Raw genomic sequence first — 26,340 nt, forward strand, 5'->3', positions numbered from 1 at the left:
GAGTTCAGGAGAGGTGCACCCGTAGCGTGCACCGTCATCAATATGCTCAATAGCCTTCGCGGGGCTGATAGGCGTCGGCCTGAACGGTTTCGTTCAGCTTCTCAATGGCAAACTTATACCGGCTGCTGCGAGCCAGCTCTTCGTCGTTCGATGCCGTCGAAACGGGACCGATAAAATTATAGTGCAGTCGAAACGGAGCGGTGCGAAAAAGCAGCGTTTCAGGCGTTCCCGTTACGAGATTTCCAGGCTCGATGGCAAAGGGGCGATCGAGAACAAGCACGGGTATCTTGATGTTATAACGCTTCACATCTTCCATCACACGGGCGATGAGATGTTCGCGAATCTGACCTGCGTCCGTCGTCTGCACGCCTTCAACGCCGTTCTTTTCGAGATCGGGCTCCAGCGTAAGATACATGGGTACGCCAAGGCGGCTTGCCTCTTCGTAAAAGCGCTCCAGCGCCGGCAGCTCTTCGATGCATGGCTTGCACGTGGGGCTGTAAAAGTTCAGCACAACGGCCGGCGCCTGCAAAGACGCAAGCTGCACCTGCTTTCCGTCGGCCGTCCAGCCGCTCAATTGATCCACTCCGAGATTGGATCGCTGTTTCGGGCTGCACATAGCGAGCGCGAAAAGCGAGACGACAGGAAGGAGGACGGCGATACGTTTCATTGAAGTAATAGAAAAAAGAAACCAGCGCAGGGGCAAGCTAAAAGCCCCGACGCCCGTCAGAGTTTCAATCTCTTGAAAACAAACTCCGGAATGCTGCGGATGATCAGCATGATATAGCGCCACATCCAGAGCGTGTAAATGACGTCCTTCTTCTTATATAAGGCTCTAAAAATGTCTTTCGCCGTCTGCTCGGGCCTCGCCGTAATCGGAGCAGGCAGAGGCATGCCGGCCGTCATAGCCGTCCTGACAAAACCTGGTTTCACCGTAAGCACCTGTATGCCGCTTTGAAACAGTCTGTTCCGCAGACCCGACAGATACGCAGTAAAACCGGCCTTCGCCGATCCATAGAGATAGTTGCTCTGACGTCCGCGATCGCCGGCAACGGAACTGACGCCGACGATGGCCCGTCGACCTTCCTGCTTTAAAAGATACGCAGCGGCCTTCTCAAGAATCAGAGCCTGTCCCGTGTAATTCGACTCAATAATACGAAGCGCCTCTTCAGCATCATCCTGACCTCTGGACTGTTCGCCTAAATACCCGGCAAAGGTGGCCACAAGCGTTACTCCCTTCAGTGAACTGAAACAGGAAGAGCGGCTCTTCTCAGACGTGATGTCAAGCGTGATGCACTCAACGGCGACGCCGTAACGTATGCGAAGATTCGCCGCATCGGCCTCGATCTCTTTCGGCCGTCGCACGGCCAGCACAAGGTCGGTCTTCTCACGCGCAAGCAGTTCGGCGAAGGCACGTGCCATATCTGATCCGGCTCCCATGATCAGGGCTTTTTTGAAAAGTGGTTCTTTCATCGTTCTCTCTATGCTTCAGTCAAATAAAAAGGATATCTGTTTTCTTTCATCGACTACTCGTATCGGGCACTTCTTTTCGAGGGGGCCTTCTCGCGTCGATGCGCTCTATTCATCGATCAGAGCTTCAGCCTCTGTGAAAGCAGCGATTGAAAACGCCCTTTCGGATCGACCTTCTTGCGAATCGCCAGAAATTCTTTCGTGGCAGGATACATACGCCGGAGCATCTCGGCCTTAAGGCGAGCATCTTTCGTGAGGTACACTCTGCCCCCGAAAGACTGCACGATCTCATCCAGACGATCAAGGAACTCCATCATACCGGGTCGGATCGCAAAATCCATTGCAAGCGAATAGCCGAGCAGCGGAAAGGAAAGCGGAAATTGTGGAGGGGCGCCCTTCTTGCCCGCCTGCGGAACGGCCATCGGATCGCCACAGCGCTTGAAGACGACAAGAAACGAACCGAGACGATGCGATGAGATCTCATCAAGAATACGAACCATTCCGTCATAGGCCGTGCGATCGGGTAAGACGAACTGATACTGCAAGAATCCGGCCCGGCCGTAGATACGATTCCAGTTATGAATGAAATCAAGCGGATAAAAGAACTTATCGTAGTCGACCAGTCCTTCCTTCTTTTTCGCAAGATGCGACGAATATACGGCAAGGTTAAACGCCTGAACGGTAAGAGAGTTAAGAACGAACGACGGCAGAACAAACGGAACGGTTAACGGCAGTTTGTGCGGTAGAGCGAAAGGCTCTTTTTCGTACTTTGTTCCGGCCACGTCTTTCAGAGTGGCATGCTCGCCTGTAAAAAGGATTCCGCGACCGCGCGAACGTCCGCGGGCAAGGCAATCCATCCAGGAAACCGTATACGTGCTGTGCTCATGCTCGTTGATCAGCGTGAACATCTCGTCGAGATCGCGGGCCTTGTAGCTCACCTGCCGGATCATCGACGTTTCGATTCTCTTCATATAGAAAGAGACATCGAGAATTAATCCGGTCAGCCCCATGCCGCCAGCCGTCGCACGAAAGAGATCGGCATTTTTAACCGCCGAGCATTCCTGCACCGATCCGTCGGCCATAAGCAGTCGGATGCGCGTCACGTGACGACAGAACGATCCTGAAACATGATGGTTCTTACCGTGCACATCGGAGGCGACGGCTCCGCCCACCGTTACGAATTTCGTGCCCGGCGTGACGGGAAGAAACCATCCGCGCGGCACAAAGGTGTCGAGTATTTCTTGAAGTGAGACGCCGGCCTCGCAGGTAAGAAGCCCGCTCTTCTCGTCAAAAGACAAGAATCGGTTACGCGGCAGATCATTGAATACGCGACCGGATAACGAGGCGTCGCCATACGAGCGACCGAGGCCGCGAGCAATGACGGGCTCTTTGCCGAGCATCGATGAAATCGCCTCGGGTCGGATCGACTCGATCTCTTCGGCTTCGATAACCGGGTACATTCCCCAGTTCGCTATCGTCTTTTTCATACGTTGCGACCATTTCCAAGCGTCGGGGCGCCTTTGCCACCATTTTCAACGGCATCTGTATGCTGAAAGCGAAACACTTAGCGTCCGGACGCAGGAATGGAATCTCACAGATTTTCCACTGCAAAAAAAGCAGCGCCCCATCAGCAAGAGGAGTGGAAAGAATGAGCGGTTTCATCATACTGGAAAAATCAGCTTTTCAAGCGACATAATCAAATCGGCTCTTTTCTCCTGAAACGGGAACGCCGGAACAAATTATGTCTCTTGAAAACGGCCGTTGCCTTTAACTCAGGGCTGAGTTATACATCGACCACATAAAAAGAGAGAACAGGGAAGGACATCCATGTCAGATACGGCACACTCCGAATGGGATTTATGCAAGCAGACGCTGCGCACACGGATTCCGGAACCATTTTATAACACCTTTATCGAACCGTTACGAGCCTTTCAAACCGACGAAAGCGTGCTTTCTCTTGTCGTGCCCGAGGCAAGATTGAAAGAGCATATCGAAATGAGGTATGGATCGCTTCTGCGCGAAGCGGTACAGCAGCATTTTCCCGCGCAGATCTCGCTCGTGCGTTTGCAGAACGCCGATGAGCTGCCGGCTCGCCCCCTTCCCGACGCCGTGCGACGCTCCGTTCTCGAAAAAGCGACCGCTAAGGTTAACCATGACAGGCCCATCCAGTGGGATGGACGCTTCCTGCCTCATCCGGCGCTTGCCGAAGAGCTTGCCTCGCTTCTTAAGCTGAAGAAGTTCTATCGCCCCGTGTATATTAGCGGCGGCGCAGGATCAGGAAAAAGCGTTTTTGCACGCAAGTGGGTTGAACATTTCGAGGGTCGGGCTGCCTATCTTTCGCTTCCGGAGTTTCTGGAAAGCTTCGTCTCGTCCATCCGCTCGCAGAAAACGCTTGAATGGAAGAGCGAACTGCGCAGCAACAGCCTGCTCATCATCGACGATCTACAGCTTCTGAAAACCACGGCAGCACGCTGTCAGGAAGAGCTGCGCAACCTCATCGACGACTTCGAGCGCGACGAAAAGCTGATCGTATTTCTTGCCGATAGAGATCCATCGGCGCTCACAGTGAGCCGCGAGCTGAAATCGCGTCTCATGCCCGCACGCCATATTCATCTGATCTTTCCCGATAAAGAGACGCGCAAGCAGATCGTGCGCTCCGTTCTTGAAGAAGACGGCTTCACGCTCAAAGAGGACGTCATCGATCATCTTGCGACGAAGATTCCGACCGACATGCGTCTGCTCAGGGCGGCCGTGCATCGCCTGAGTTTTCAGAGCACCGATCCGCGGGCGATGGCGGCCGAAGAGGTCGATCGCATCTGCGAGCCGCTTTACCGTCATGAACCCGGCGTTCGCCCCGAGATCATTCTTTCCATCGTCGCCGAGTTCTTTCACGTAAGCCCCGACGATATTCGCAGCTCGGCCAAAGACAAAAAGGTTTCTCTGGCACGACACACCGTCTCGTTTCTCTGTTCGACGATGCTGAATATGACGCTGAGCGAGATCGCACGCATCACAAACCGAAAGGATCATACCGGCGTGCTCTATGCGATCAACCGCCTTGAGAAACTGCTTCGCGAAGATCTCTTCCTGACAAGACAGCTTGAAGAGATCAAGGATCGCATCCTTTCAGAGAGCCGGCGCTGAACCCGACCTGAAACGCGTTCAGCGACACCGGAAGTGTTGCCCGCCTCTTTCAGGCCGCCTGCTTTTTAGCCCGCCTCGCATATTGAAATGGCAATAAAAAAGGCTGCTTGAAGCAGCCGTTTTTACTTTTACGGAGCTCAGAGCCCGTAGGACTTATACGCAATCGAAACCGGCGTTCCGAGAGCAGGCAACGATCCCGTGAAAGCGATCCGGTTAACGGAAGGCAGATACACGTATCCCGTCTGAGCCGATGCCGGGTTCGACGTCGCCTCAATCGCCACGCCGTTCACATAAACCTTCAACGTCGCCGAGATAGGAGTTCGACTCAGTTGATATGAGCTTGCTCCGGCAGCGGTGCGATCGGCCAGTTGATTCAGGAAGGCTCCGTAGTTCTCGCCACAAATGCTTGAAACCGAGCCGCCTGTTTTTGCGGCGAGTTGGTCCATGCGCAGTGCGGCGACTGAAAGTGTTCCCGAAGAGAAGTTGGAAGTAACCGAAGCGCTTCCGTTCACACCGCTGCAACTTCCGTGCTGTCCGGAGTTGTCCAGAGGCATGATCGCATAATAGGTATATGCTCCCGACAGAAAGATGTTACTGTTTATGTCGAAGCGTGCTGCGTCGGAATTGCTTCCGCTACCGTCCCATTTCGTATAGGCGTCGCTTTCATCGGTTACGCAGATCACGGTTAACGGAACGTCAGTGCGAAGAGCGGCGGTTACGGTTCCGAGCGATCCGCCGCCGTTGGTGAGCACGGCGTTCTGAGCGTTCGTGCCGGCAGTGGCCAGGGCCTTCTCGGCATAGTAGGTGCAGGACTCTTTTCCGTCGCCGTTTGTTCCGGCGGCGATATCGGATTCGAACTGAGTTCGAGACGAAGTGAAGCCCGTATTTCGAATCTTGCTGCTATCGGTCGTGATCGTCGCTATGCGAAAATCGAGTCCCAGGCCGGAGAGACGGTCGAAAAATCCCAGTGCATTCTGTTTTACTGCGTTCTGCTCTTCTGACATCGATCCGGAGTTATCCACTACGAACAGAAAGTCAGCCCTGGGAGGCGATGCTGCCAGCAGTTCGTCGGTGATGGCAGCGGACTCTGATCCGGAGGGGCCGATGTTCGTTCCGTCTACAAGACCGGCCAGATCGCTTTCGACGTTCGCATAGTTCTCGTCGGTCGTTACGCCGAAAAGAACGGCAGCATGGCCTTCGTTATCCTGCGAGGCCTGAAGCACGATACGAAAGACCGTCGTCGACGTTGTGCCGCCCGAGGCGGGGAACTGGCTGACATCGCCCGAGCCGTCAACCGAGCCGATCAGCTGCACAAGCGCATTGCGCACCGCATCGGCCGTTGCCGGATCGGTCACACGAATCTGAACCGAGGCCGTCTCGGTGGGAACAGGAGCGTTGCCAACGTCCTGACGTGAGATGAGGCTATAGCCGTTTTCGTCAACGGCATCCCATCCGGCAAGCGCGGCCAGCAGACGATCCATCAGCGAATCGACGGACTCTGCCGGAGGAACGATCGAGCCCGACCCGTAGGTATTGCCGTCCTCGCCTTCAAGCAACGATCCGGAATAGGCGCCTTCGGGATCCGGCTGCTCGGTAAAGCCTCCCGGATAGGTCATCTCAAGGCCGCCATCCCCCATGGGAGACGAGCCGGTATCGACAGGATTGAGATCGACCGTCTCTGCTTCGGCGGGCGTTGAACCTGCCAATCCCGGAAAGAAGAAAAAGCCCTTTTTCTTCTTTCCACAGGAAGCCGTGCTCAGGACCAGAGCGACAAGCATTGCATAAAAAAGTGTTCTGTGTATTCGTGTAACCATCGTTTCCTCCAGCGAAGTATAGGACGCAACGCAGAATACGATTCGGATTTTTTCTGTAGAGGATGAGGGGCAGATGCATCTTTTTGTATAACAATCAGCGGCCGCTTGCACAGAGTGGGCCCTGCCTGTGCGATGATTTGAATGCGATGCAAGATTTGCTTCTTGATCAGAATACGCAGAAAGATCGGATTTTGTAGAGCGGCCCGCCGCCGATCACCGCCGGTTTTTTCAACCGGCTGCTAAGGCATTTCGTCAAATAGACCGATCGTCAGATCAAGAGGACGCTATGCGAAGGATTCTTGCCCTGTTTTTTTCTATTATTCTGACCGGAACGCTTGCGGCGAATCAGAACCGCCCCACCGGCCTGCCCGAAGGCGCTCGTTATGTAGCCGCCCATCGCGTATGGGTCCAGGAATCGGCCAGTCATCAGATCGTCTGGTATGCCGACGGCACAAAAAAATCCGAGGGCGATCTGAAGCAGGGCCAGCGCGATGGAGCCTGGGTTTTCTTTCATGCTAACGGCAATAAAAGGGCCGAAGGCAGCTACACGGCAGGCCGAATGACAGGCCCCTGGAAGCTCTACTATAAATCGGGCAAGCTTCAGTCAGAGGGAGAATACCGCAACGGCAGCAAGCAGGGCCCCTGGACGGTATATTTCGAAAGCGGACGAAAGAAGTCTGACGGAACCTACGCCGGAGGCCTCAAGAACGGCCCCTGGACGGAATATTACGAATCGGGCGCCGTATTCTTCAAGGGCATTTACGTGGCCGACCTCGCTCACGGGCAATGGATCTATTACTTTCAGAACGGTGCTTTCTATCAGGGTGGGACCTACAGCGAGGACGTGCGTACGGGCATCTGGAAAGTCTGCATTGCGCCGGGCGGACCATGCGGCGAAGAGATCATGCGCCAGAACGAGCCGCCACGCGTATCGGGACTGCCAAAAGAACAGAGCACTCCGGCCGGCAAAGATCCGATGAGCATCCTCGACGGGCCGGCTCCAGAAAACAGAGAAGAGCTTCCTCCTTCTTTGCAGAACTGGAACAAGGACTGAACCGAGGGCTCTTGTTCGCCCGGTCAGTCCTTCTACTGGCACAGCGCCGGCCTCTCCTGTTAGGTTCCCGGTCGAACTCTCAATGAACGTAGGGCCGCAGAAAGGGCCGGCAGCCATAGATGCGCTCCGGCCGCCCCTCTTCATTAAATCGCAGTAATCGAACGAACTGCATATCGCTTCGCAGACACCTCTCACACAGAAAAGGATCGGGCGTCAGATGACAGAAGCGCACGTCAAAGATCTCGTATCGCTGCAAGTAAGATCGACCGGCTTCCGGGACGTGATTCAACTGAGGCATCGGCGGCAGCTCGATGGGTTCGCCCGGTTCATTGGCATTCAGCCCGGCCACAATTGCAAGGAACAGCAGAAGACCGACCACACAGAGACGGCGGGCCGTTCTTATTGAGGCGATGCTCCAAAATTCGCCCTCAGATAAAAAAAGCCTTTTCGGGCCCTTCCCCTCGCGTTCCCTGTCCTTCCAGAGATGAAGCGCTTTGACTTTCCCCACACTCATATCATCGACTCGCATCAGTTCAGCCGTGAGGATCTGAACACGATTCTGGCCGCTACCGAACACGTCGTGCGGCTGAAAGAGCAGAATCGGCTTTTCGGAGTTCTGGAAGGGAGGTTGATGGCCTCCCTTTTTTTCGAATCATCGACGCGAACGCGTCTGAGCTTTGAGGCAGCCATGCATCGCCTTGGCGGGCGCATCATCACCACCGTCGGATTCCAGTTCTCATCGATTAGCAAAGGCGAAACGCTTTATGATACGATGAAGATGATCGAGGCCTATGCCGATATCGCCGTAATCCGGCATCCGGTTGAAGGATCGAGCCGCATTGCCGCCGGCGCCGTGAATATTCCCATCATCAATGCAGGCGACGGAGCCGGACAGCATCCGACGCAGGCGTTGCTCGATCTCTATACGATCGTTCGAGAGCGCGGGCTGCCCGATAAAAAACGCATCGCCTTTATCGGCGACCTGAAGTTCGGCCGCACGATTCACAGCCTGGTTAAACTTCTCACACATTACGAAACGGAATTCGTCTTTATCTCGCCCGTCGACCTTGCCCTTCCCGAGTCCTACCGCAAAGAGCTGCGTTCGCTCGGCATTCACTTCGAAGAAACCGAAGACCTGAAGGCCATGTGGGACTGCGACGTCGCCTACATCACGCGCATCCAGGAAGAGCGCTTCGCTGACCGGGCCGATTATGAGCGTCTGAAGGACAGCTACGTCGTTAACCGTGCCTTCGTGCAGGCGTCAAGGCATCCGACTTTGCTGCTGCATCCGCTTCCGCGAGTGAACGAGCTATCGACCGACGTCGACGATATGCCCAATGCCGCCTACTTCAGACAGGCGGCTTACGGCGTCGACGTACGCATGGCACTACTCTGTCTCTGTTTGCAGGCCGAGCTGCCCGATCTTTAATGACTCACGGCCTGCTTCGATTGCCCTCGATATAGAAGGGATGCGCGCCCGTCGGTTGCAGTTTTGTGCCGGTCCAGCGTGTCGAACAGGTCGGTTTTCTCTCGATCTATTCAAGCCGTTCACTTAACGCAATCCCCAAAAAGGGAAACGGTTTTGCAGGACGGCAGTAGTCGATCATTTTCTCTTTCCATTTCATCGAGAACACGCTTGAATGAATCAGTCAACCAATACTCATGATCTCGGAAATACTCAAAGTACAGTGCATTCACTTCTTTCGAGAGGAACGTATGGGAACGGGAACGCCCCCCCTTCATATCGTCCCGAATCGCCTTCTTGAAGCCCTCTGGATCGTCATAGATGATGTGCAGAGCCAGCCAGTATTGAAAATGTCCAGGTACACAATCCCAAGCCGCACAATCGATTCTTTTCAATGATATACGCTGATTGGTTGGGATCCCCTCAGGTTGAAATCTCAAATACATTGCACGAAACATTTCAGCTCGAAGCATTGCCTCGATAACACCTGTATAAGCAGCCTCCCTGTTGAAATGCCTTCCTTTTCGCTTTTGAGCGAGGTTCTCGAATTTCTGCCTCTCAATCTTCTCGACTTCAAGTTGCTTTTGTAGCGCTGCATTATATCTCTTTTCAAAGAACAGCTGTTCGGCTTGAATTGACTCAATTAGGCCGGGATACGTCTTCTGCAATACTTCATCATCGATCACTTTTTCGGCATACCGCCTCAATTGATCGATGGCCTTTCCCCTTTGCTGCACTCCTTCGGCAGAATCCATCAGGCCTGGATTCATAATAAATCGCAACATCAATCGGTTCAGAGCGGCGCCAGGCGGCAGATTATTGATTCGCTCAATTTCCTCCCACCGGGCGATTTCTTTAGCCGAATACCTGAGAATATCCTGGCGATAATGGTCAATCGTCTGTGGCACCTCATCGAACTCTGGCCCTGCGCTTAAAGCATCGGAGCAAACCAGAGCCACTATTACGACAAGACTCAGTAGCGTCTTCTGCCTTCTATCGGGAACCATTGAGTACCTCACGCCCATGAACAGGTATTAGAGATTCGTTGTCAGAAGACCATCTGGCGCAAGCAAGAAACCGCATGCGAACTTGACTTACTCGATCGGGCGACACCCGTGCCTGTTATCACGTTCCCTCCCCTCGAAGGCATATCCTTACCCAGAAGTAGCCTCTGGGCGGAGGATTTTGTAGACGGCGGCCATATCGTAGAGGACGTGCATCCCCTGGAATATGGTGATCGGCCCCGGGAATCCATCGCTCTTTCTTGCAAGGAAACCACCGAGCCTCGCAATCTGAATCATGACGGTATAGAGAGAAGGAACCGTGTTTGGGAGTTCGGATGTATTGTTGATCCGACAGTGCAGGCTCTGCCATTCGTGTGGTTCAAAAACAATTTCTGCGGAGAGGTCTGGAAGTTCCCTGCCTATGAATGTCAGGAAAAGGATTCTCCATGCGATGATGCTATCGACTGTGATGCATGACATCAGTCGAGCTCCGGTCTTCATCTGTCGGTTTTCAATCTTGCATCCAGATTTGAGGACCTTGAAGAAAGTCTCAATGATCCAGCGATCGGTGTACCATTCCACCTTCTCAACGGCTTCTTCGAAAGTGAGAACCGGCATTGTGGTGAGCAGCATCCATGAAATCCCCTCTTCCTTTTGCGGTGGATTTTTTTCGCATGTATATACTGCATAGAGATCGAAAGATGGATTCTCTTTCACAGGATATCGGTGAAAAGGCCGTCGCATTGTTATCTTTGAGAAGCGTATTTGCAGCGTTGCTTCTCTTGCTTTCTTACCCACCTTTCTTTGAACCTGAATATCATACTCACCGAATACATCTATGGACTCCATGAAATCCCACAAAAAGCCCGAATCCCCGGCCAATTTGCGGTCTTTTGCAGCTCGAACAAGCAAATCAGGCGGATTTTCTGTAGATAGTTTATGATGTTCAAGGAAGAGATCATACATATCTCCTTCGCGATCGCAGACGTTTACGAAGTGAACTTTATCATTCATCTCCTTCTGAATCTCACAGACCTTGCGGTAGCTGTTTATCCATTTCATGCTCTCTTTGTCTTCGAGAGGAGTATTTCTTCTTTCCTCACGTGTGAGTTCAGAAGACCATGTGTTGTCAGGTCTATTCCAGATTTGTAGATCCAGTATTCCGAGCGGTGTGCCTTCGGGAGTAACGGCAAGAGTGGGATGAAGCATAAGTCCTCTTGTAAGGCGATTGCCGGCCGGTCCAATATCGTCGGTAGCGTCACGAGTGCTATAGTCAATCGTCGATGTATCCTGAATCGCAAGAACAAGCTCTCGACCCTCGATCCTTTGCTTCGTAGACTCTGTATGCGGACTTAAAATATTCTGTGAGTTCACCTTGCCGTTGTCAAAGAACCGATACACTCCTTTCGCACCCGCCCAGCTTGCCGACGCCTTTGGAACAGACGCACCCGGCTTCTGCATGAAAGCCTCAGCGACAGCAATGAGTCTGGCGTTCAAACGCGCATCACCGATATTTGCACTGGCGAATTCCTGCGCCCCCCAATTGGCTACTTCGCTATCCAGCTCCTGTGGTTCCTGAGCACTCTGCTGTCGTTTCTTCATGCGACATGTTGCACGGGCTCAAAAACAGTACAAGGAGAAATACTTCTGGGTAAGGATATGCCTCGAAGGGAAGGCCTACTAACGCTACTCGAGCACTTCGAGCATCTCTTCTTTACTTACGGGCTCGCCGGCCTTCAGGCGTCTGCGTATCTCATCCCGTCGTTTCTGCTTTTCAAGCTCGACTGCGTCACGGCGCTTGCGCGAAAGATCAAGCGCTTGAGCGCCGGGCGTCAGTGAGATGATGCTTTCATAAGCAAGGCCCAGATCGACGCGTCCTTTTACGGGCACGGCAAAGGGGCCGGGCTCTCTCGTCGTTTGCATCAAAGAGAACACGCCGTCTTTAAACGGCGGGTGCAGATCGGCTGGCCAGCTCAGGCTATCTTGAGGAAGGGCCGAAGCGTCGGGCGAAACGAGCATTTTCGTTTTCGACTCAGGGAAGGATGCAATGAGCGCAAGCGGTCCGGCGCAGTCCGCCCGACACTGTCTTCGAAAGACTTCGCCGTCCTCAAGCTCGTCGGCGCTCTTCCAGTGAAGAAGGCGAAAGCGGGTCTCGCCGTGCACGACTCGATCAAGCATGACCTTTGGTTCCGCTGCATCCTTCCATTCAATGCGTTCGCTTCGGAACTCGGTCTGCACAAGCAGAACCTCGGTGGCCGACGTTTGCAGATAGCCGCTGCGCACGGTCTGATGTACGACCTTACCTGAAAGCGGCAGCTCGCGATAGTTCAGGAATACATTGCGGAACCAACATCGACCGGCGCAGGAGATGCGCAGAACGTCGAGATTATTTTTCTCCTGATAGAGCCAGAGGCCTTCAGGAGGATGCGCCGGATTGCCCTCGGGTTGATGCAAGCGCAGCGAACAGGAAAGGGCAACCGAAAGAAGGAGTAGAATGATACCAGACTTGAACGGGGATCGTGCAGCCCTGCCCGATAGAAGGGCGCTGACGTCGGGCCGGCTGATCAGAAAGGAGGATCGTTTCTCTTTTGTATGCATTGACAGTCTACCAGTTACGCAATATACCTGTATGGCTACGAAGCACGCAAGCAATCCAGCAGTCACGATATAAAAAAAGCCGAGGTGTTCATGCAATCCCGCAGCATACTGCATCATACGTTTCACAGCACAGACGGATTGGATCTGTACGGGCGCTCCCATCTTGCCTCAGACCCTGATCTGCATGTCATTATACAGCACGGCCTCGGCGAACATGGAGGCCGTTACGAGAGGTTGGTCGAACGACTCAACGATAGAAACATCAGCGTGCATCTGATGGACCTGCGCGGTCATGGCCGCTCGGGCGGTCGTCGGGGTGATGCTGCCGGAGTGGCCGAGCTCGCCCTGGACCTTGAGGCCTTTTTTGCACAGCTCAAAGAGCTGGCCGATCTGAAGCGACCTGTTCTACTCGGGCATTCTCTTGGCGGCGCCGTTGCCGCGACCTTTGCGCTGCGCCATTCCAATCAATTCCATCTGGCCGGCCTGGCCGTAAGCGCCGCTCCGTTTGCCGTCGCGCTCAATATCTTTCAGCGACTGAAGCAGGGAGCAGGACGGCTGCTCAATACGGTCGCCCCCGATCTGATTCTCGATTCGGGCCTTGATCCGGCCGACCTCTCACACGACCAGGCGGTGGTGGAGGCCTACCGGCGAGATCCGCTCGTTCACGGAAAGCTGAGCGTGCGTCTCGGCCTGTCCATCCTCTCATGCGGCAAAGAGCTGATCGAGCAAGCCCCTCGTCTCCAGATTCCCCTGTGGGCGGCGCATGGATCCGAGGATCGCATCACCGACCCGACGGGAACAGAGCAGTTTTTTCTCAAAGCCGGCACCGACGAGAAATCGCTCGATATTTACGAAGGGCTCTTTCACGAGATCTTCAACGAACCCGATCCCGATCCGATCGAGGATTTTCTTCAGTTCGTTGAGGAATGTCTGATCTGACGCATGCTTGATTGCTGCCGGCAGCAAGAGGCAGCCGGCAACCACAGGGATCCGCGACATAAAACGGGGAACGACCGATCCAAAAAAAAATTTGCGAAGGGAAAAATAAGGCGAAAAAGTATTTGACCGGAATGATGCACTGCATCATAAGTGCTTTGTGCACCGCACAACCGTATCCTCTAAGGGCGGAAAAACATTGAACTTTATTTAGAAGGAAGGAAAGACCATGGAAAAAGTAGAGAAGATTCTTCAAGACGTACTGAATGCCGGCATTGCGCTTTTCCGCGCAGGCGAAGGCTCCGTAGCATCTGCCGTAGCAGACGTAAAAAAGACGTTTGAAGAGCTGAAAACAAAAGGCGCTGCCGATAACAGTGAGTCTGCAGTTAAACTGCGCAAGATCCTCGACGATATCGTCAAGCAAGCCGGCGACCTGAACAACAAGGCCAGTGGCACCTACGGAGATTCCGTAAAGCAACTGCAAGACCTTTATGCAAAGGCTTCGGCTGAGATCGAGAAGATCGTTCCGAAAGAGCAGCTGGACCAGGTAAAAGGCAAGGTTGACGAACTCAGCAAAGCCATCCAGGCAAAAGTTGAAGAAGTTACGAAAACCGTAAAAGAAAAGACCGGTGGAACCGGAGCTGGCCCGACCGCCGTTTGATCCGCTGATCTGTTCTATTATTGGAACATGAGAGCATCCGGGGCTTCAGAGCTCCGGATTTCTTTTTTTATACAGGCAACCCGGCAGCTTCTCGCTCGCCTTCTCTCAGCACCGAAAAAAATCGACGTTCATGGATCTGCATCTCTCTGAAACCTACGACGGTAAACAGGATCATATACGAGATCTCGTCTTGCCCGATATCGAGGTCTTTCAGAACATCTACAGCGACCGCGATTACCGCATCGAGCTCGAATTCCCCGAATTCACCGCCATCTGCCCGAAAACCGGACTGCCCGATTTCGGCGTCGTCTACTTGAGCTATGTGCCCGACCAGCATTGTCTCGAACTGAAAAGCCTGAAAGAGTATTTCTTCGCCTATCGCAACATCGGCATCTTTCACGAAAACGTGGTGAACCGCATCTGCGAGGACGTGGCTCACGCCTGCAAACCGCGGGAACTTGATGTGCGCGCCGTTTATAACGTCCGCGGAGGGATCACGACGACCGTCTCGACTTCTTATAAAGCGAAGTAACTCAGACGGGGATGCGCTCCGATACGGAATGCGCAGACGCAGGGCCGTCCGTCAAAAGCCCTGCATGCAATGCACAAAGCCCGCTTTATAATCAGGGAAGTCAAACAACCCGAAACGCTCGCTGTATAACGATTGCATGCGACGACCAATTACCGGGCCGGCGACCTCGGGAACGGAAAGTGCCCAGCGATCCTGAATAAAGGCAAGCGTCTCGGCCGTAGGCGACGGAGACGGATCCACGGCCAGAAGCAGGTTGCGGCGCTCATCCCCCGGAAGCATTGACGGCAGGCCCGCTCCTGAGCTGAGAGCCGGCGATATGGCACCTTCTTTATAGAGTGATTGGCCGACGGCCAGAATCAGACGACACAGATCCTGAACATGGATGCGAGAAACGTAGCGATTGTCGGTCGGCACATGCGCCGCCTGGCCTTTAGCGATCGATAAAGGCAGGCACCGACCGGGGCCATAGATGCCTCCACATCTGAGAATCACGGCATCGGGTACGACGGCAAGCACCGCCTCTTCCAGATCAAGTCGCCCCTGCCCTCGTGCATCTTCGGGCACCGCAGGCGTCTTTTCGCTAACAAGAGGCGTATCACGATCATAGACCGATGTCGAACTCAGATGGATAAACACGGCATCGGCAAAGCCCTGCCACTGCTCTCGATAGAGCGGGTTTAAAAGCCTGTCGCCGTCACGTACGGGTGGGATGGAATCAACGATGATCTGTGGTCGAAAGGGTTCTTCTTTATTATAAGAACTCAGATCGCCGGGCACTTCTCGCGACAGAAAGCGCACCTCGGCATCGAAATGTCGGGCGAGATATCTCGTCGTGAAGCCGGCGCCGAGGCAGAGAACGGCAGGCCTATCTTTCTCAGTCGAACCGTCATGCATACATGCATGAGAAAACACTTCAATCCCTGCGTCACTCCGGAAACCTGGCGTATGCAATGGGTACCGGAATTCCCCTCAACCGTTGATCGCTCCTGCGAATTGCCTGTGCTATCATCCCTTCCCGACGAAATCGCCAGGCCTTCCTTTCTTTTACGTGACGAAGCAGGAACTCTTTCTCTGCTCTGTGGCAAAATGCAATTGCCCGCCGCCATCATAAGCGCCGACGAATTCGGTCATTCGGCCGTCTGGAGGCTGATACTCTCGCTTTACAAGACGTCCATCGTAGACGCGGCGCGGTGGTGGCGCTTACATCACAACGAACGTCCGCCTGTCGGAATCATGCAGGCCTTCGGGCTGGCCGAGCACCATCGATCTCTTGCCGACTGGAAAGAGATGTCAGAACTCGAAGCATCGGCGGCGGAGCTGAACCGACGATACGATCTGCCCCTGAATACGCTGCGTCTGTGGAACCGGCTTGGCGACGACGAGCAGAAGGGCTGGCTGCACATCTTCGAACTGCGTCAGGTGAAAAAGAACCTGATCCGCGAAATCGTCATGGACTATTATGATCTTGATGCGGAGGGCCGCCGACTCTGCCTTGAAGAGTGCACCGTCTTCGCCGAAAACTGGCAGGCCCGTTCGTCGGTCTTCCCCTCGCAGGAGCTGCGCGACCTTGTACACCGACGGCGTTATCCGCAGTATGCGGCGATGCGACAGGATCTCTTTGCTCTCAAGAAAGAACTCAATACTCCGAAAAATATCGCCGTCGAGCTGCCCGCCGACCTTGAATCGGGCTATGTACAGCTGCGAATCGAGCTGCGCCGGCCGGATGACGTAAAGGCCCTATCGGCTTTTTTATCGGATGCAAAGAGGCAGGCACTACTCGAACAGATCATCGAGAGGATTTGAGTCAGGAACGAAGTAAGAGGATTCAAGCCGGCGCGAGCTCAGAGATGACCGAGACCGCCGGGCATCCCCGGTCGTCGAGATGGCCGATAGCTATGTGAGCCCCCGGGAAGGCCGCAGGCTCTCGATTTCCTTGACACCCTGCCCCGCAGCTCGACTCTGGCCCTGATACGGGCTGTAGCGCAGTGGTAGCGCACACGTCTGGGGGGCGTGTGGTCGCTGGTTCGAATCCAGTCAGCCCGAATTTCCTTCTCCCCTCTTTCCCCTTTGCATCTATCCCTGCTTACAGGGAAAAACCATCAGATTCACCGCAGAGAAAGCGGAGACCTCAGAGATAAGACCGTCGGAGTATCATTAACAGCTGGCTGGGATTCGAGCTAGGCGCCAGCGCATCTCCCGTCTAACCAACTCCATCACGCCTGCACCCACCCGAATCCCCGCCTGGCACTCAACCAGACAACAAGGTGCCACCCGCGGGGTGAGGAGTGCGGTGCAGGCGTGATTCACCACCCGCGGGGTGAGGATGAGATGCGTGCGGAACCTACCAACTACTGATTCCAGTGAAGCGGAAGTCGGAATGATCAAGGCTTGCCGGGCAATCGGTCATCGTTCCATCATCTGACCCGTAATCACAAATGGCCGTACGCGTCAGAGTGCCGGCAAGAAGAGCGGCCACCGTCGAGGATTGCCCGGGGGTTAGCCCGAGCGCAGAGCGACAGGTTCCCACGGTATCCTGGATAGCAACGAGACCGCGAGGGGTAGCAAGGAAGTCCATCTGGCCTTCGTCTGCAAGGGCTGTGGCACCGCCAAGAAAGGTTGTCGCCTGCATGCCGACGGATTCGCATGAGGCGACCCGGCGAACGGCATAGTTCACAGAGGATTGATGCGGACCGGCCGTGCCGCCCGCCGTGTAAAGGGGCAATTGCGCCGGTAAGGATAACAGGTTAATCTGCTGGATTGCGTTTGTGGCCGCCGTTGAGCATGCCAGGTGCTGCGAAGAGATCGCGTTGATCTGGCTGATAAGAGCGTTTCGCGATGTGGTGCCTTCGAAGCGTAGATCGCCGCGACAGTTATCGCCGTAGTTGCGGATACATACGAGAACGCCCGAGGACGGGATCGTGCGGCTAACGCCGGCGATCAGACAGTCCTGATTGCGAAACGCCTGCTCGGCAATGCGACGCTGATCTTCGAGAAGAAGCAACACGGGCACGGTCTGCTCATCCGTCTGCGGGGTCGGGATGCACCCGCTCAGACAGACGGTCAGAAGGAGCCAGAGACGGTTATGGACGAACATCCCAGCGCAGCTCCGATGAAAGTACGACGGTTTCAACGAACCCATCGCCGGTCCATTCTTTGAACACGAAGTATTCCTGACCTCCTGGACCTATTCGATCCGTGAAGGATTCAAACTTTATGAACCTGCCTTTATTCCGCGGCGGATGGGGCAACACCCAGACCGTAGCCAGCGTCGAAGGATCGACCCGCGTTTGTTCCGTCGGCTTTTTCTGCTCTCCCGTCGGAGCCGGTCCAGCCGCCTGCGGCCGAGTACGCCGGGGAGCGTCCGACGTAGACTTTTCCGTCGCCTCTGGCGCTTTCTCGCGAAGTTTGCATTCCGCCTTCAGTTCAAAGAACCTTTCATTCAAGCTTGCAACTTCGTCTTCGCGCCGCTGAAAGGCCGAATGAATGAAATACAGAAACGTAACCGTTGAGGCCTGAAGCATCAGCAAGATCGTAATCAGCAGGCTCTGTATATTTCTCATGTTATTACTCACGGCAAAGGGAAGGTCAGGTGAAGATTAAAAGCGGTAGGGGTGGTGGGTACGCCAAGGTCGATTTCGGTTTGTGTACGGTTATGCAGTTCAAGCTTCGAACCCGTAATATCGGTGGAGAAATCTCTGTAAGCCCGATACGTATAGAAAGAAAATGTACCGAGCGTAATAGCGCTCATACCATAGTAAATGTTCCTCGCATCCTCAAAACGACGCTCGGCGGCGCGAGACGGCAGAAGCGGACTGGAGGCGAGGTCGCTCGCCCGATGATCGGCGTTGTACCAGGCTAAACCGGTTAACGCAAGCAGCGTGATCTTCCAGAGCGAGCATTCCGGTCGCGCAATCGAGTCGTTTCAGGCTGCCAGCGATGCCATACGTAATCGCCGCCGGCATCGAATAGGATTAATGAGGAAAACGCCGCATCAAGTCGATCGGAACGCCGGATGCGTTCAAAGAATGCCGCTTCAATGAGCCGCTCGCTTTGCTCTTGATCAAGGAATGCCCCCGATTGAAAGGTTCTTATGTATGGACGCGCCTGACCGGTAGGGTCGGGAAAACTCGTTTTCTCAACGGTAGCATACCGGTTTTCACCGAGCAGAAAAACGCTCTTAATCGTCTCGGCTTGAAGCGATGAAAACACGGTACAGATGGTCAGAACGTACAAACAAGCGAACAGTTGTTTTATCGAAATCATAAAAAATTTTGCTCTACGCGTCTAATTGTCGGGAAAAGTTCTTGATATATTGCCGTCATTACGCTAAAAACAGAAAAAATACAAAAAAAAGAACGATTTTTCGCAACCGGCGGCTCTGGGAATGGAGTCATTATATCGCCTTCAAAAAGGCTGGCTCGGAGGAGCCGGCCTCGTGGTTTCGTTTGTTTTCATACTGTTGCCGGTTTTAACGGGCCTGCAACCGGTGATCGGCGCCCCGTCCTTTAGCGACGGGCTTCTGCCCGGCGACCTGCCCGAGGCGACGCCCGGACCTGGGGGCGATTTGAACGTGGACATTCCTGTTCCCATGCCTGCTCCGACAGGCGGCGGAGGCATTGAGCTTTCCCTGTCCCTGTCAGGCGGTCAGAGCGGCCTGCTTGGTAACTGGGATCTGGACGGCCTGAGCTTTATTCAACGGGAAAGGCGAGACGGTATCCTGTATAACAGCACGGATTCGTTTTCCATCTCTGCCGGCGGACGGCTGGTTCATAACGGAGACCACTACCGCTCGGAAATCGACAACGGAACCATTTATAGAGCAGAAGGAAGCTGTGGAAATGGCCCATGCATCTGGACGGCTTATCTTCCCGACGGAGGGCGGATGATCTTCGGCGAAACGACGAACAGTCGCGTCAGAGGGCCGGCCGATATCGTCGAGGCGTCTTCGACCGTCCTCACCTGGCATCTCTCGCGTGTGGTCGATAATAACGGTAACTACGCCACGGTGGAGTACGACAGAGATCAGGGGCAGATCTTTCCCATCGGTATCGAGTACACTAAGAACGATGAAACCTCTCTGGCCGGCAGGCGGGTCGAGTTCGTTTACGAAGAAAAACCGGTCCAGAAGATCGTGTACTCGGCAGGTATTCGTAAGGACCTGAGGCGGGTCCTGCGCGCCATCCGCTCATTTTACAAGGGCGAAGAGATCTTCGCGCAGGAATTCTCGTACGAGGCCGATGCCCTGTCGGGAGCGTATCGACTGGTCTCTGTCGGTGAGAGGATACGCGGTCAACAGCTACGCTCCCCCATCACGCTACAGTATCGTCAGGCATCGCCAACTCCATCATACCGGCAGCGCAGCGGCAATACGGGCGTGGGCACGCCCGACGCAGGCAAGTGCAAATCGGCCGCAGACTGGTGTTATGCATCGAGCTTCAGCGACTTTCTCGATCCTACGGCGAAGGCCATCGTCGACGGTATGTGCACGGCCTACCAGCTCGATGGCTGGATCGATCGATGCGCCACAGGGAACACCTGGCAGGCCGCCGACCTCTCAGGCGACGGACGAATGGAATTCACGGCTGCTACGGATGATCGTTCGGGCAACGGGCTTACGGTCCTGCCCCTGCACGACGCGACAGGCGACTTCACAGCGTCGCCTCATAAGGGAGAAAAAGGGACGACCTTCTTCGCCGACATGAACGGCGACGGTCGTGACGACCTTGTCGGTCTGCAAATCCATAACGGCTTTCCTACGACCTACTCTCTAACCGTTTCCATGCGCACGAATACGGGATTCGCCGCCCCCGTCTATTTTCGCCCGCCTAACGGCATGGGGATGGGCTATGATCCCGATCTCCACCTGAAGCAGATTCTACTTTTCCTGATCAGCATGAAGCTATCCAGCGAGGCGGCCAAAAAGCAAAGAGGAAGCGATTTCTACGGACGCACAAAGGGTATCATCGGCCCGAGCGGGGCGCACATGCTCTTCGGAACGGGCCGTTTCAACCGATCCGCAGTGAACTCCCTTCTTCTCGGGCAGGTCGTGCTTTCGGGCCAGGGAAGCCCCGACAACTACAGCCAGATCGCCGATATGAACGGCGACGGGCTCGTAGATTTCGTGCGTCTGATATCGCCGACCGTCATTTCCGTCGCATTCAATACGGGAAGCGGATTCGGCGGCGACGTCACATCAAGCATCGACGCCGGCATCGGAACGGGCGGAGAATTCACTCCGTCGACGGGAGTAAACCTTGAGGCGGTGGGCGATAGAAACGGCGACGGCAACGTGGACGATCTCGACGTACAGGATCTGATGGATGACCCGACGCTGACCGACGAACAAAAAGCGGCGTACATCAACGTCGGCGGTAGTTATACGCGGCTGGACGGCTTCCGATCGATGGGCGACGTGAACGGCGACGGCATTCCCGACTTCATCACGCTCATTAAAGACGGCAGCCAGCATCGCCTCAAGGCCTATCTCGGCCGGAGCGACGGGAGATTCGTGAGCTACATTCTGAGCGATCTGCTCGATCCCGGCGCCTCGGGTTCGCGCTATATGCTCGATGCAAACGGCGACGGTTATACGGATTTTGTGAGACTGACGGGCCCGGGATACGAATATCTAACCGTTACTTACGGAACGGGAACGGGATTCGGAGAGAGCGTCAGTCACCATGTGGGCACAAGCGTCGAAATGGGCCGAACGTTCGCCGACATGGACGGCGACGGCACGCCGGACTTCGTACGATTCGTCTCGGACAACGGAGGCTATCTCGCTCGCGTGCGCTTCTTTCGCGGCGACGGATACGGCGGCAGCGACGTCTCGCTCGATTTTCGCCACAGCAACAGCTCATCTTTGAATTCCCGATTCGTCTTCTATGGCGATACGAACGGCGACGGACGTGCCGAGCTCATCGCCCCCCGGGGCGGAGCCGTCGACATCTACGGCCCGCCTGCGGATTCTCCGGAGCTGCTTGCGTCGATATCAAACGGATATCAAAAGCTTTCCATCGCCTACCAGACGGCGGCGGAATCGGGCGTCATCGATACAAACCTGGCCCATAGAGAGAGCGGCGCCACCATTCAGGCGAACTCCGCGCCGCGATTCCTCGTCTCTGAAATCGAGGTAAGCGGAAAAACGGGAAAAAAAGCAAGAACCACGTTTTCCTATCAGGGCGATCTGATCCGCCTCGGGCCGACCAGACAGGACTCAAAGGGCCTCGGGCCTGAAAAACGCATCACGCGAAGCTACGTATGGAACGGCGCATGGGTGCAGGCTCCCACGTATACGGAAGAGGAATTCGTTCACAGGCATCCGACCTATGGCTACGACGCCGCAGGCTTACCGTCGCGCAACCTCGTCCGACGCACAAGCGACGACTCCGTCTTACAGGAAGAGAGTTATGCCTTTACCGATACGGCGACCGTCGCCGGAACGAAACGCTTCTCGCCGTCGAATCAGACCAGCGTTAACCGCACCATGACGCTCGAAGGAGGCGGTGCGCTTGAGATTCGCAAGACGCATACCGTACTGGCCTTTGACTCGCTCGGGAATCCGACGTGTAGCGTGGAAAGCGTCTCTTACAACGGTCAGGTCTCAGGCGGAGAAACCCGCGCCACAAAGACGACATTCTCTTATTCAAGCGACGGCACGCGGCCCTTCGCTCTTCCCGTAGAAGAAACCGTAAGGGCCGGCAGTAACTGCGACGCCGGCACCATGCTTTCTTACCGCACGTTTGGATATGACTCCGTCGGCAACGCCACCGTAGTATCGGAAGGGCCCTCGGCGGCCACGCTCGTCACGACTCTTCGCACATATGACGCCGTGGGCAACGTGCTTACAGAGACGCGCTTCGGACGCACCACCACGCAGGTCTATGACTCCGACACGCGCACGCAGGTTATCCGCACCATATCGCCTATGGGACTGGAATCCGTGCGAGACTATGATCTCGCCCTGGGGCTCTTGCTGAAAGAAACCGACTCAGACGGCCGCATCATCGAGTATACGTATGACGAACTCGGCCGTAAGCTCACGGCCACGTTGAAACCGCCAGGGCTCTTATCGGGCTCGCACATCCTCGAAACGAACGAATACTCGTTTGATCCGACAGACGGAAGCTCGACCACGACTACGACAAAGGCGACGGCGGGCACAGGAACCGTCAGCCAGATCACGCAGGTTGATGAATGGGGCCGCACGATCGCCGCCAGGCGCAGTTCAGCCGGCGGCTGGATTACGACGGACCGACAGTATGACATCTTCGATCGTCCCGTAAGGGAATCGCTCCCCTACTTCGACGGACAATCGGCGCCGGGTTACTCCGAAACGACATACGATTCTCTCGGTCGTCCGATTCGCATCACAAGACCCGGACCAAACGGCACCAACACACAGGAGCTTGAGCCGGGCGTCGTAGCCATGACGTCTTTTACAAGCGATGATGGCGTAACGCTTGTCGGCCTCGCGCAGAAAGAGGATCGTCAGAACGGACAGGTCGTCTACCAGTACAAAACCGCCGATGGCCGCGCCCTTGTCACGCTTCACTCCACAGCGTACAGCACGCCAAACCAGCCTGACACACAGGTCAGCGGCTGGAATCGCACACGCTATCACTACGATGGCCGCGGACAGCTGCGACAGATCACACGAGGAATCGGCACCAGCCGCACACCGGCCGAGGACTCCGACCTTACCTCCTATGTCGTCTATGACGAATGGGGCCGCAGATCTCAGGTCTATGACCCTGACAAAGGCATCTCACGTTATACGTACACGGAGGACGGCCAGCCTCTCTGTGACACCGATCCGGACGGGTTAACCATCTGTCGCAGTTATGATACCTACGGGCGTCTGCTATCTGTTACACGACAATCAGACGGCAAGGTTCTCTCGCAGTATTTTTACGACGAATCACAGTCCACGCTCGGAACAGGACGTCTTACCTCCGTAAAAGACGAATCCGGCACACGCCGTATGCATTATGACGCCCTCACCGGCAAACCCGCCCGCATAGAACGCACCTACAATGCTCTCGGCAACGAGAAGCAGTTCGACATCGAGAATACATACGATGAAACAGGCGCCCTCGTGAAAAGAACCTTCCCGTCCATCAACGTCTCGCTCCGTTACGATTACCATGCAGGCGGACCTCTTGCCGCCATGCAGATAGAAGACCCGGATCGCCGGATACTCAGCAGCGGTAGCGTATTCGACGTCGTAAGAACGTCCATTCCGGACGCTCTCGGTAACATCGGCACCATCACATACGGCAATGGAGTGGTGATACAGAGCCGCTACAGCACGACAGGCGTACTGCAACAGATAACCACACAGGGCAACGCCCTGCTGTCGGATTATACGTATCGCTGGAATGACGAGGGTATGCTCGTCGAGAAGCAGGACCTGCTCGCCGCCGACGGCATCAACAGAAGCGAGCAGTTCTCGTATGACACATCACGACGTTTAGTCGAGGCCACTGGCCCGTACGGAGACCGCAACACGCCTCACAGAACGCTCCAGTATGCCTATGGCGTAGACGGCCAGCCCATCGTCGCCGATGAGAAGGTCTATAACTACGACGTCTCCAATCCGCATCGTCTCAAATCGTTTAACCAGCGCAGTTACGCCTACGATAACGACACGACGCCCGATAAGAACAAAGGTCTCGTCGTAGAGAAACGTGCTCCCGGTAACGTCGTATCTCGCTTCCAGTATCACTGGACCGGCCGCATCAAACAGGCCCAGACCATCAACGGCGCCACCATAACGACCGTAGACTACGAATACGACACAGAAGGAAGCCGATTCATCAAGAGAACCGACCTCGGCGGCATCGTCACCGAGATCCACGACCTCTCCAGTGATTACCGCGTGCATGCAGACGGAACCTCAGAGGTCCATACGATAGAAGTCCGCAACGGAAACGAACCCGTAGCAAGGTTTAGATTCCAGGACAACCATCATAACAGCGGTGTCTGGGCACCGAGCAGCCTCTTTGGTCACCGGTTAGGCGCAGATCTACTGCGTATCGCCTTGCTGGAAGACGGCATCACGAAGCTACCGTCTCTCATGGCCTACGCCGCGCATGACGCCTACTACGCTGCGAAGCTATTGCCGCAGATCCAGAACCGCGCACGCCTACTCGTGATGCTCTACTGGACGCTTGCAGCTATCGTAGCACTTGCCGCCCTCACTCTGCTTGTACGTAACTGGCGTCGCAACCCCGACGACGGTCCGGGCCTTTTGCCGGTTGGTGTGTACAGATTCGGCAGCATTCTTGCTCTACTCAGCTTCTCGGCCACAGGATGCATCCAGAGGCCGTCCACGGAGGACGGATCACAGTATCTTCTCTTAGCTAACGGATCGACAGGCTCCAGCAGTGAAGGAGGATCTGGAAGCAACAGCTCTACCATGTCTGTTCTCGGTGCCTTCTATTTTATCTCGACACATAACGGCTCCACAGACATCGTTACGAACAGTGATGGAGTAGCCGTGGCACGATTCCTCTATGAACCCTTTGGTAAGGTGAACTCGGACCTCACGGATCTCGATCCGGACCGAAACGGCATACACTACGGTGAGACGTTTTTGTTCACCGGACAGGAATTCGAGCCCGAGACGGGATTGTATAACTACAAAGCACGGATTCATGATCCGGAGACCGGAAGATTCTTACAGCCTGATCCGGTGCATACAGACCAACCGGGACAGGATAACTGGGATAGGTATCAGTATGTGTGGAATAACCCGGTGAATTTTGTTGACCCGGATGGGGAGGCCGGCTGCTTTCCTAACACCATGTATGGTCACAACTTTAGCGGACCGAGCGCCTGCGGAATTCTGCCGGATGCGTCTGAGCGATTCTTGATCAACTATTTGCTCCTAATCGAAGCCTTTGTGCCGGAGGCACAAAAGAAAGAATTCCGAACAATCCTTATAGCCTATTGGCTTATGACAAAACGGCCGAAAAAGCCTATAACAAAAGTTGACAGAGTGTCCATGCGACATGACATTGAGCAAAAGCATGTATTCGACACAACCCACAAAAAGAAATCCATTGATGCTGATTGGCGCTGGATAAGAGATGGCTGGGGGGCGATGTTTAGCAGCAATTATTTTCCTGATACATACCAACGGGAATATGATGCTACACCAGAATGGTGGGGTGATGCAAGGGGTCTTGTTGCTGGCATAAACACTATCGGAACGTTTATGGCTGACCTTTTTGTTCTGAGCGTAGGCACGCGCCTCTTTGGTCTGCATATTATGGTTAATGCCATTGCAACAGCGGGGGATGCTTTGGCCAGGACTGTGACCCCTTCAAGGGATATTGTCATGAGAAAGTCTATTGAAATAAGAACACCAATTGGGAACATTAGATCAACATTGAACATGAAATTGCTTGATAAGGATCGATTCAAGAACCTGAATAGGATATGATCTTCCCCCCTTTTCCTGGACAGGAGACAGTAAAATGAAAAGGGGTAGTTTATGGGCAAAAGAGGCCAGCATTACGATGATAGCTTTCGCAGAATGGCGGTGGATCGGTGGATTCGCGGCGGCAAAACCAGCAAAGAGGTGGCAGACGATCTTGGGATCTCAGTCAATTCCTTGAGAGCATGGAAAGCGCTGTATCTATCAGAGCCGGGTGGTCCT

20 protein-coding genes and 1 tRNA gene are annotated in these 26,340 nt (G+C 54.8%); 10 read left to right on the forward strand and 11 right to left on the reverse strand.

Annotated elements, in window-relative coordinates:
* Positions 1-46: 46 nt before the first annotated feature.
* The 3 genes from LEPIL_RS11305 to LEPIL_RS11315 form a co-directional block, all read right to left on the reverse strand.
* A complete protein-coding gene (locus LEPIL_RS11305; protein ID WP_002772626.1) occupies positions 47-667 on the reverse strand; it encodes a TlpA disulfide reductase family protein in 621 nt (206 codons plus the stop codon).
* Between the two features lie 56 nt (positions 668-723).
* Positions 724-1,470: an SDR family oxidoreductase gene (locus LEPIL_RS11310; RefSeq protein ID WP_002772627.1), complete on the reverse strand. Its 747-nt coding sequence runs from the start codon at positions 1,468-1,470 to the stop codon at positions 724-726.
* Between the two features lie 116 nt (positions 1,471-1,586).
* Entirely contained in the window at positions 1,587-2,954 is a 1,368-nt protein-coding gene (locus LEPIL_RS11315) for an FAD-binding oxidoreductase (RefSeq protein ID WP_002772629.1), read from the reverse strand.
* 340 nt (positions 2,955-3,294) lie between these two features.
* Between LEPIL_RS11315 and LEPIL_RS11320 the strand changes: the two genes are divergently transcribed.
* A complete protein-coding gene (locus tag LEPIL_RS11320; RefSeq protein ID WP_002772631.1) occupies positions 3,295-4,611 on the forward strand; it encodes a helix-turn-helix domain-containing protein in 1,317 nt (438 codons plus the stop codon).
* 137 nt (positions 4,612-4,748) lie between these two features.
* Here the strand turns inward: LEPIL_RS11320 and LEPIL_RS11325 are convergent, their stop codons facing one another.
* Positions 4,749-6,425, reverse strand: coding sequence for a vWA domain-containing protein (locus tag LEPIL_RS11325; RefSeq protein ID WP_002772632.1), 1,677 nt, complete (start codon positions 6,423-6,425; stop codon positions 4,749-4,751).
* Between the two features lie 286 nt (positions 6,426-6,711).
* Here LEPIL_RS11325 and LEPIL_RS22075 point away from each other — a divergent pair, with 286 nt between their 5' ends.
* Positions 6,712-7,479 (forward strand): toxin-antitoxin system YwqK family antitoxin, encoded by a 768-nt coding sequence (locus tag LEPIL_RS22075; protein WP_002772633.1) that lies wholly within the window; start codon positions 6,712-6,714, stop codon positions 7,477-7,479.
* Between the two features lie 79 nt (positions 7,480-7,558).
* On the opposite strand, the gene LEPIL_RS11335 is transcribed toward LEPIL_RS22075, so the two are convergent.
* Positions 7,559-7,858, reverse strand: coding sequence for a hypothetical protein (locus LEPIL_RS11335; RefSeq protein ID WP_040918688.1), 300 nt, complete (start codon positions 7,856-7,858; stop codon positions 7,559-7,561).
* A gap of 105 nt (positions 7,859-7,963) precedes the next feature.
* Between LEPIL_RS11335 and pyrB the strand changes: the two genes are divergently transcribed.
* Positions 7,964-8,908: an aspartate carbamoyltransferase gene (pyrB, locus tag LEPIL_RS11340; RefSeq protein WP_002772635.1), complete on the forward strand. Its 945-nt coding sequence runs from the start codon at positions 7,964-7,966 to the stop codon at positions 8,906-8,908.
* A 119-nt stretch (positions 8,909-9,027) separates the two neighbouring features.
* Here pyrB and LEPIL_RS11345 read toward each other — a convergent pair whose 3' ends face one another.
* The 3 genes from LEPIL_RS11345 to LEPIL_RS11355 all read right to left on the reverse strand — a co-directional run bounded on the left by LEPIL_RS11345 (position 9,028) and on the right by LEPIL_RS11355 (position 12,546).
* Positions 9,028-9,951, reverse strand: coding sequence for a hypothetical protein (locus tag LEPIL_RS11345; protein ID WP_002772636.1), 924 nt, complete (start codon positions 9,949-9,951; stop codon positions 9,028-9,030).
* 147 nt (positions 9,952-10,098) lie between these two features.
* A complete protein-coding gene (locus tag LEPIL_RS11350) occupies positions 10,099-11,550 on the reverse strand; it encodes an IS4 family transposase (RefSeq protein ID WP_002772637.1) in 1,452 nt (483 codons plus the stop codon).
* Positions 11,551-11,634: 84 nt separating this feature from the next.
* The gene (locus LEPIL_RS11355) at positions 11,635-12,546 is read right to left on the reverse strand and encodes a hypothetical protein (RefSeq protein WP_002772638.1); all 912 of its coding nucleotides are present in this window, start codon (positions 12,544-12,546) and stop codon (positions 11,635-11,637) included.
* 90 nt (positions 12,547-12,636) lie between these two features.
* Between LEPIL_RS11355 and LEPIL_RS11360 the strand changes: the two genes are divergently transcribed.
* The 3 genes from LEPIL_RS11360 to queF all read left to right on the forward strand — a co-directional run bounded on the left by LEPIL_RS11360 (position 12,637) and on the right by queF (position 14,675).
* Positions 12,637-13,485, forward strand: coding sequence for an alpha/beta hydrolase (locus LEPIL_RS11360; RefSeq protein WP_002772639.1), 849 nt, complete (start codon positions 12,637-12,639; stop codon positions 13,483-13,485).
* A gap of 226 nt (positions 13,486-13,711) precedes the next feature.
* Positions 13,712-14,143, forward strand: a complete 432-nt coding sequence (locus tag LEPIL_RS11365; protein WP_002772640.1) for a phasin-related domain-containing protein — start codon at positions 13,712-13,714, stop codon at positions 14,141-14,143.
* Positions 14,144-14,273: 130 nt separating this feature from the next.
* A complete protein-coding gene (gene queF, locus LEPIL_RS11370) occupies positions 14,274-14,675 on the forward strand; it encodes a preQ(1) synthase (protein ID WP_002772641.1) in 402 nt (133 codons plus the stop codon).
* 51 nt (positions 14,676-14,726) lie between these two features.
* On the opposite strand, the gene LEPIL_RS22080 is transcribed toward queF, so the two are convergent.
* A complete protein-coding gene (locus LEPIL_RS22080) occupies positions 14,727-15,569 on the reverse strand; it encodes a Rossmann-fold NAD(P)-binding domain-containing protein (RefSeq protein ID WP_002772642.1) in 843 nt (280 codons plus the stop codon).
* A gap of 51 nt (positions 15,570-15,620) precedes the next feature.
* Here LEPIL_RS22080 and LEPIL_RS11380 point away from each other — a divergent pair, with 51 nt between their 5' ends.
* A complete protein-coding gene (locus LEPIL_RS11380; RefSeq protein WP_002772643.1) occupies positions 15,621-16,478 on the forward strand; it encodes a hypothetical protein in 858 nt (285 codons plus the stop codon).
* A 168-nt stretch (positions 16,479-16,646) separates the two neighbouring features.
* A tRNA-Pro gene (locus tag LEPIL_RS11385) sits at positions 16,647-16,718 on the forward strand.
* A 298-nt stretch (positions 16,719-17,016) separates the two neighbouring features.
* Here LEPIL_RS11385 and LEPIL_RS11390 read toward each other — a convergent pair.
* A complete protein-coding gene (locus LEPIL_RS11390; RefSeq protein ID WP_002772644.1) occupies positions 17,017-17,769 on the reverse strand; it encodes a hypothetical protein in 753 nt (250 codons plus the stop codon).
* The gene (locus tag LEPIL_RS11395) at positions 17,756-18,235 is read right to left on the reverse strand and encodes a hypothetical protein (RefSeq protein WP_002772645.1); all 480 of its coding nucleotides are present in this window, start codon (positions 18,233-18,235) and stop codon (positions 17,756-17,758) included. The genes LEPIL_RS11390 and LEPIL_RS11395 overlap by 14 nt, the downstream gene beginning before the upstream one ends.
* Positions 18,236-19,110: 875 nt before the next feature.
* Between LEPIL_RS11395 and LEPIL_RS11405 the strand changes: the two genes are divergently transcribed.
* Both LEPIL_RS11405 and LEPIL_RS24190 read left to right on the forward strand, forming a co-directional pair.
* Entirely contained in the window at positions 19,111-26,124 is a 7,014-nt protein-coding gene (locus tag LEPIL_RS11405; protein WP_169314811.1) for an RHS repeat-associated core domain-containing protein, read from the forward strand.
* A 51-nt stretch (positions 26,125-26,175) separates the two neighbouring features.
* A partial coding sequence (locus LEPIL_RS24190; RefSeq protein WP_002772649.1) for a transposase occupies positions 26,176-26,340 on the forward strand: 165 nt, incomplete at its 3' end.

It is taken from the genome of Leptonema illini DSM 21528, from assembly GCF_000243335.1.
Lineage (GTDB): Bacteria > Spirochaetota > Leptospiria > Leptospirales > Leptonemataceae > Leptonema > Leptonema illini.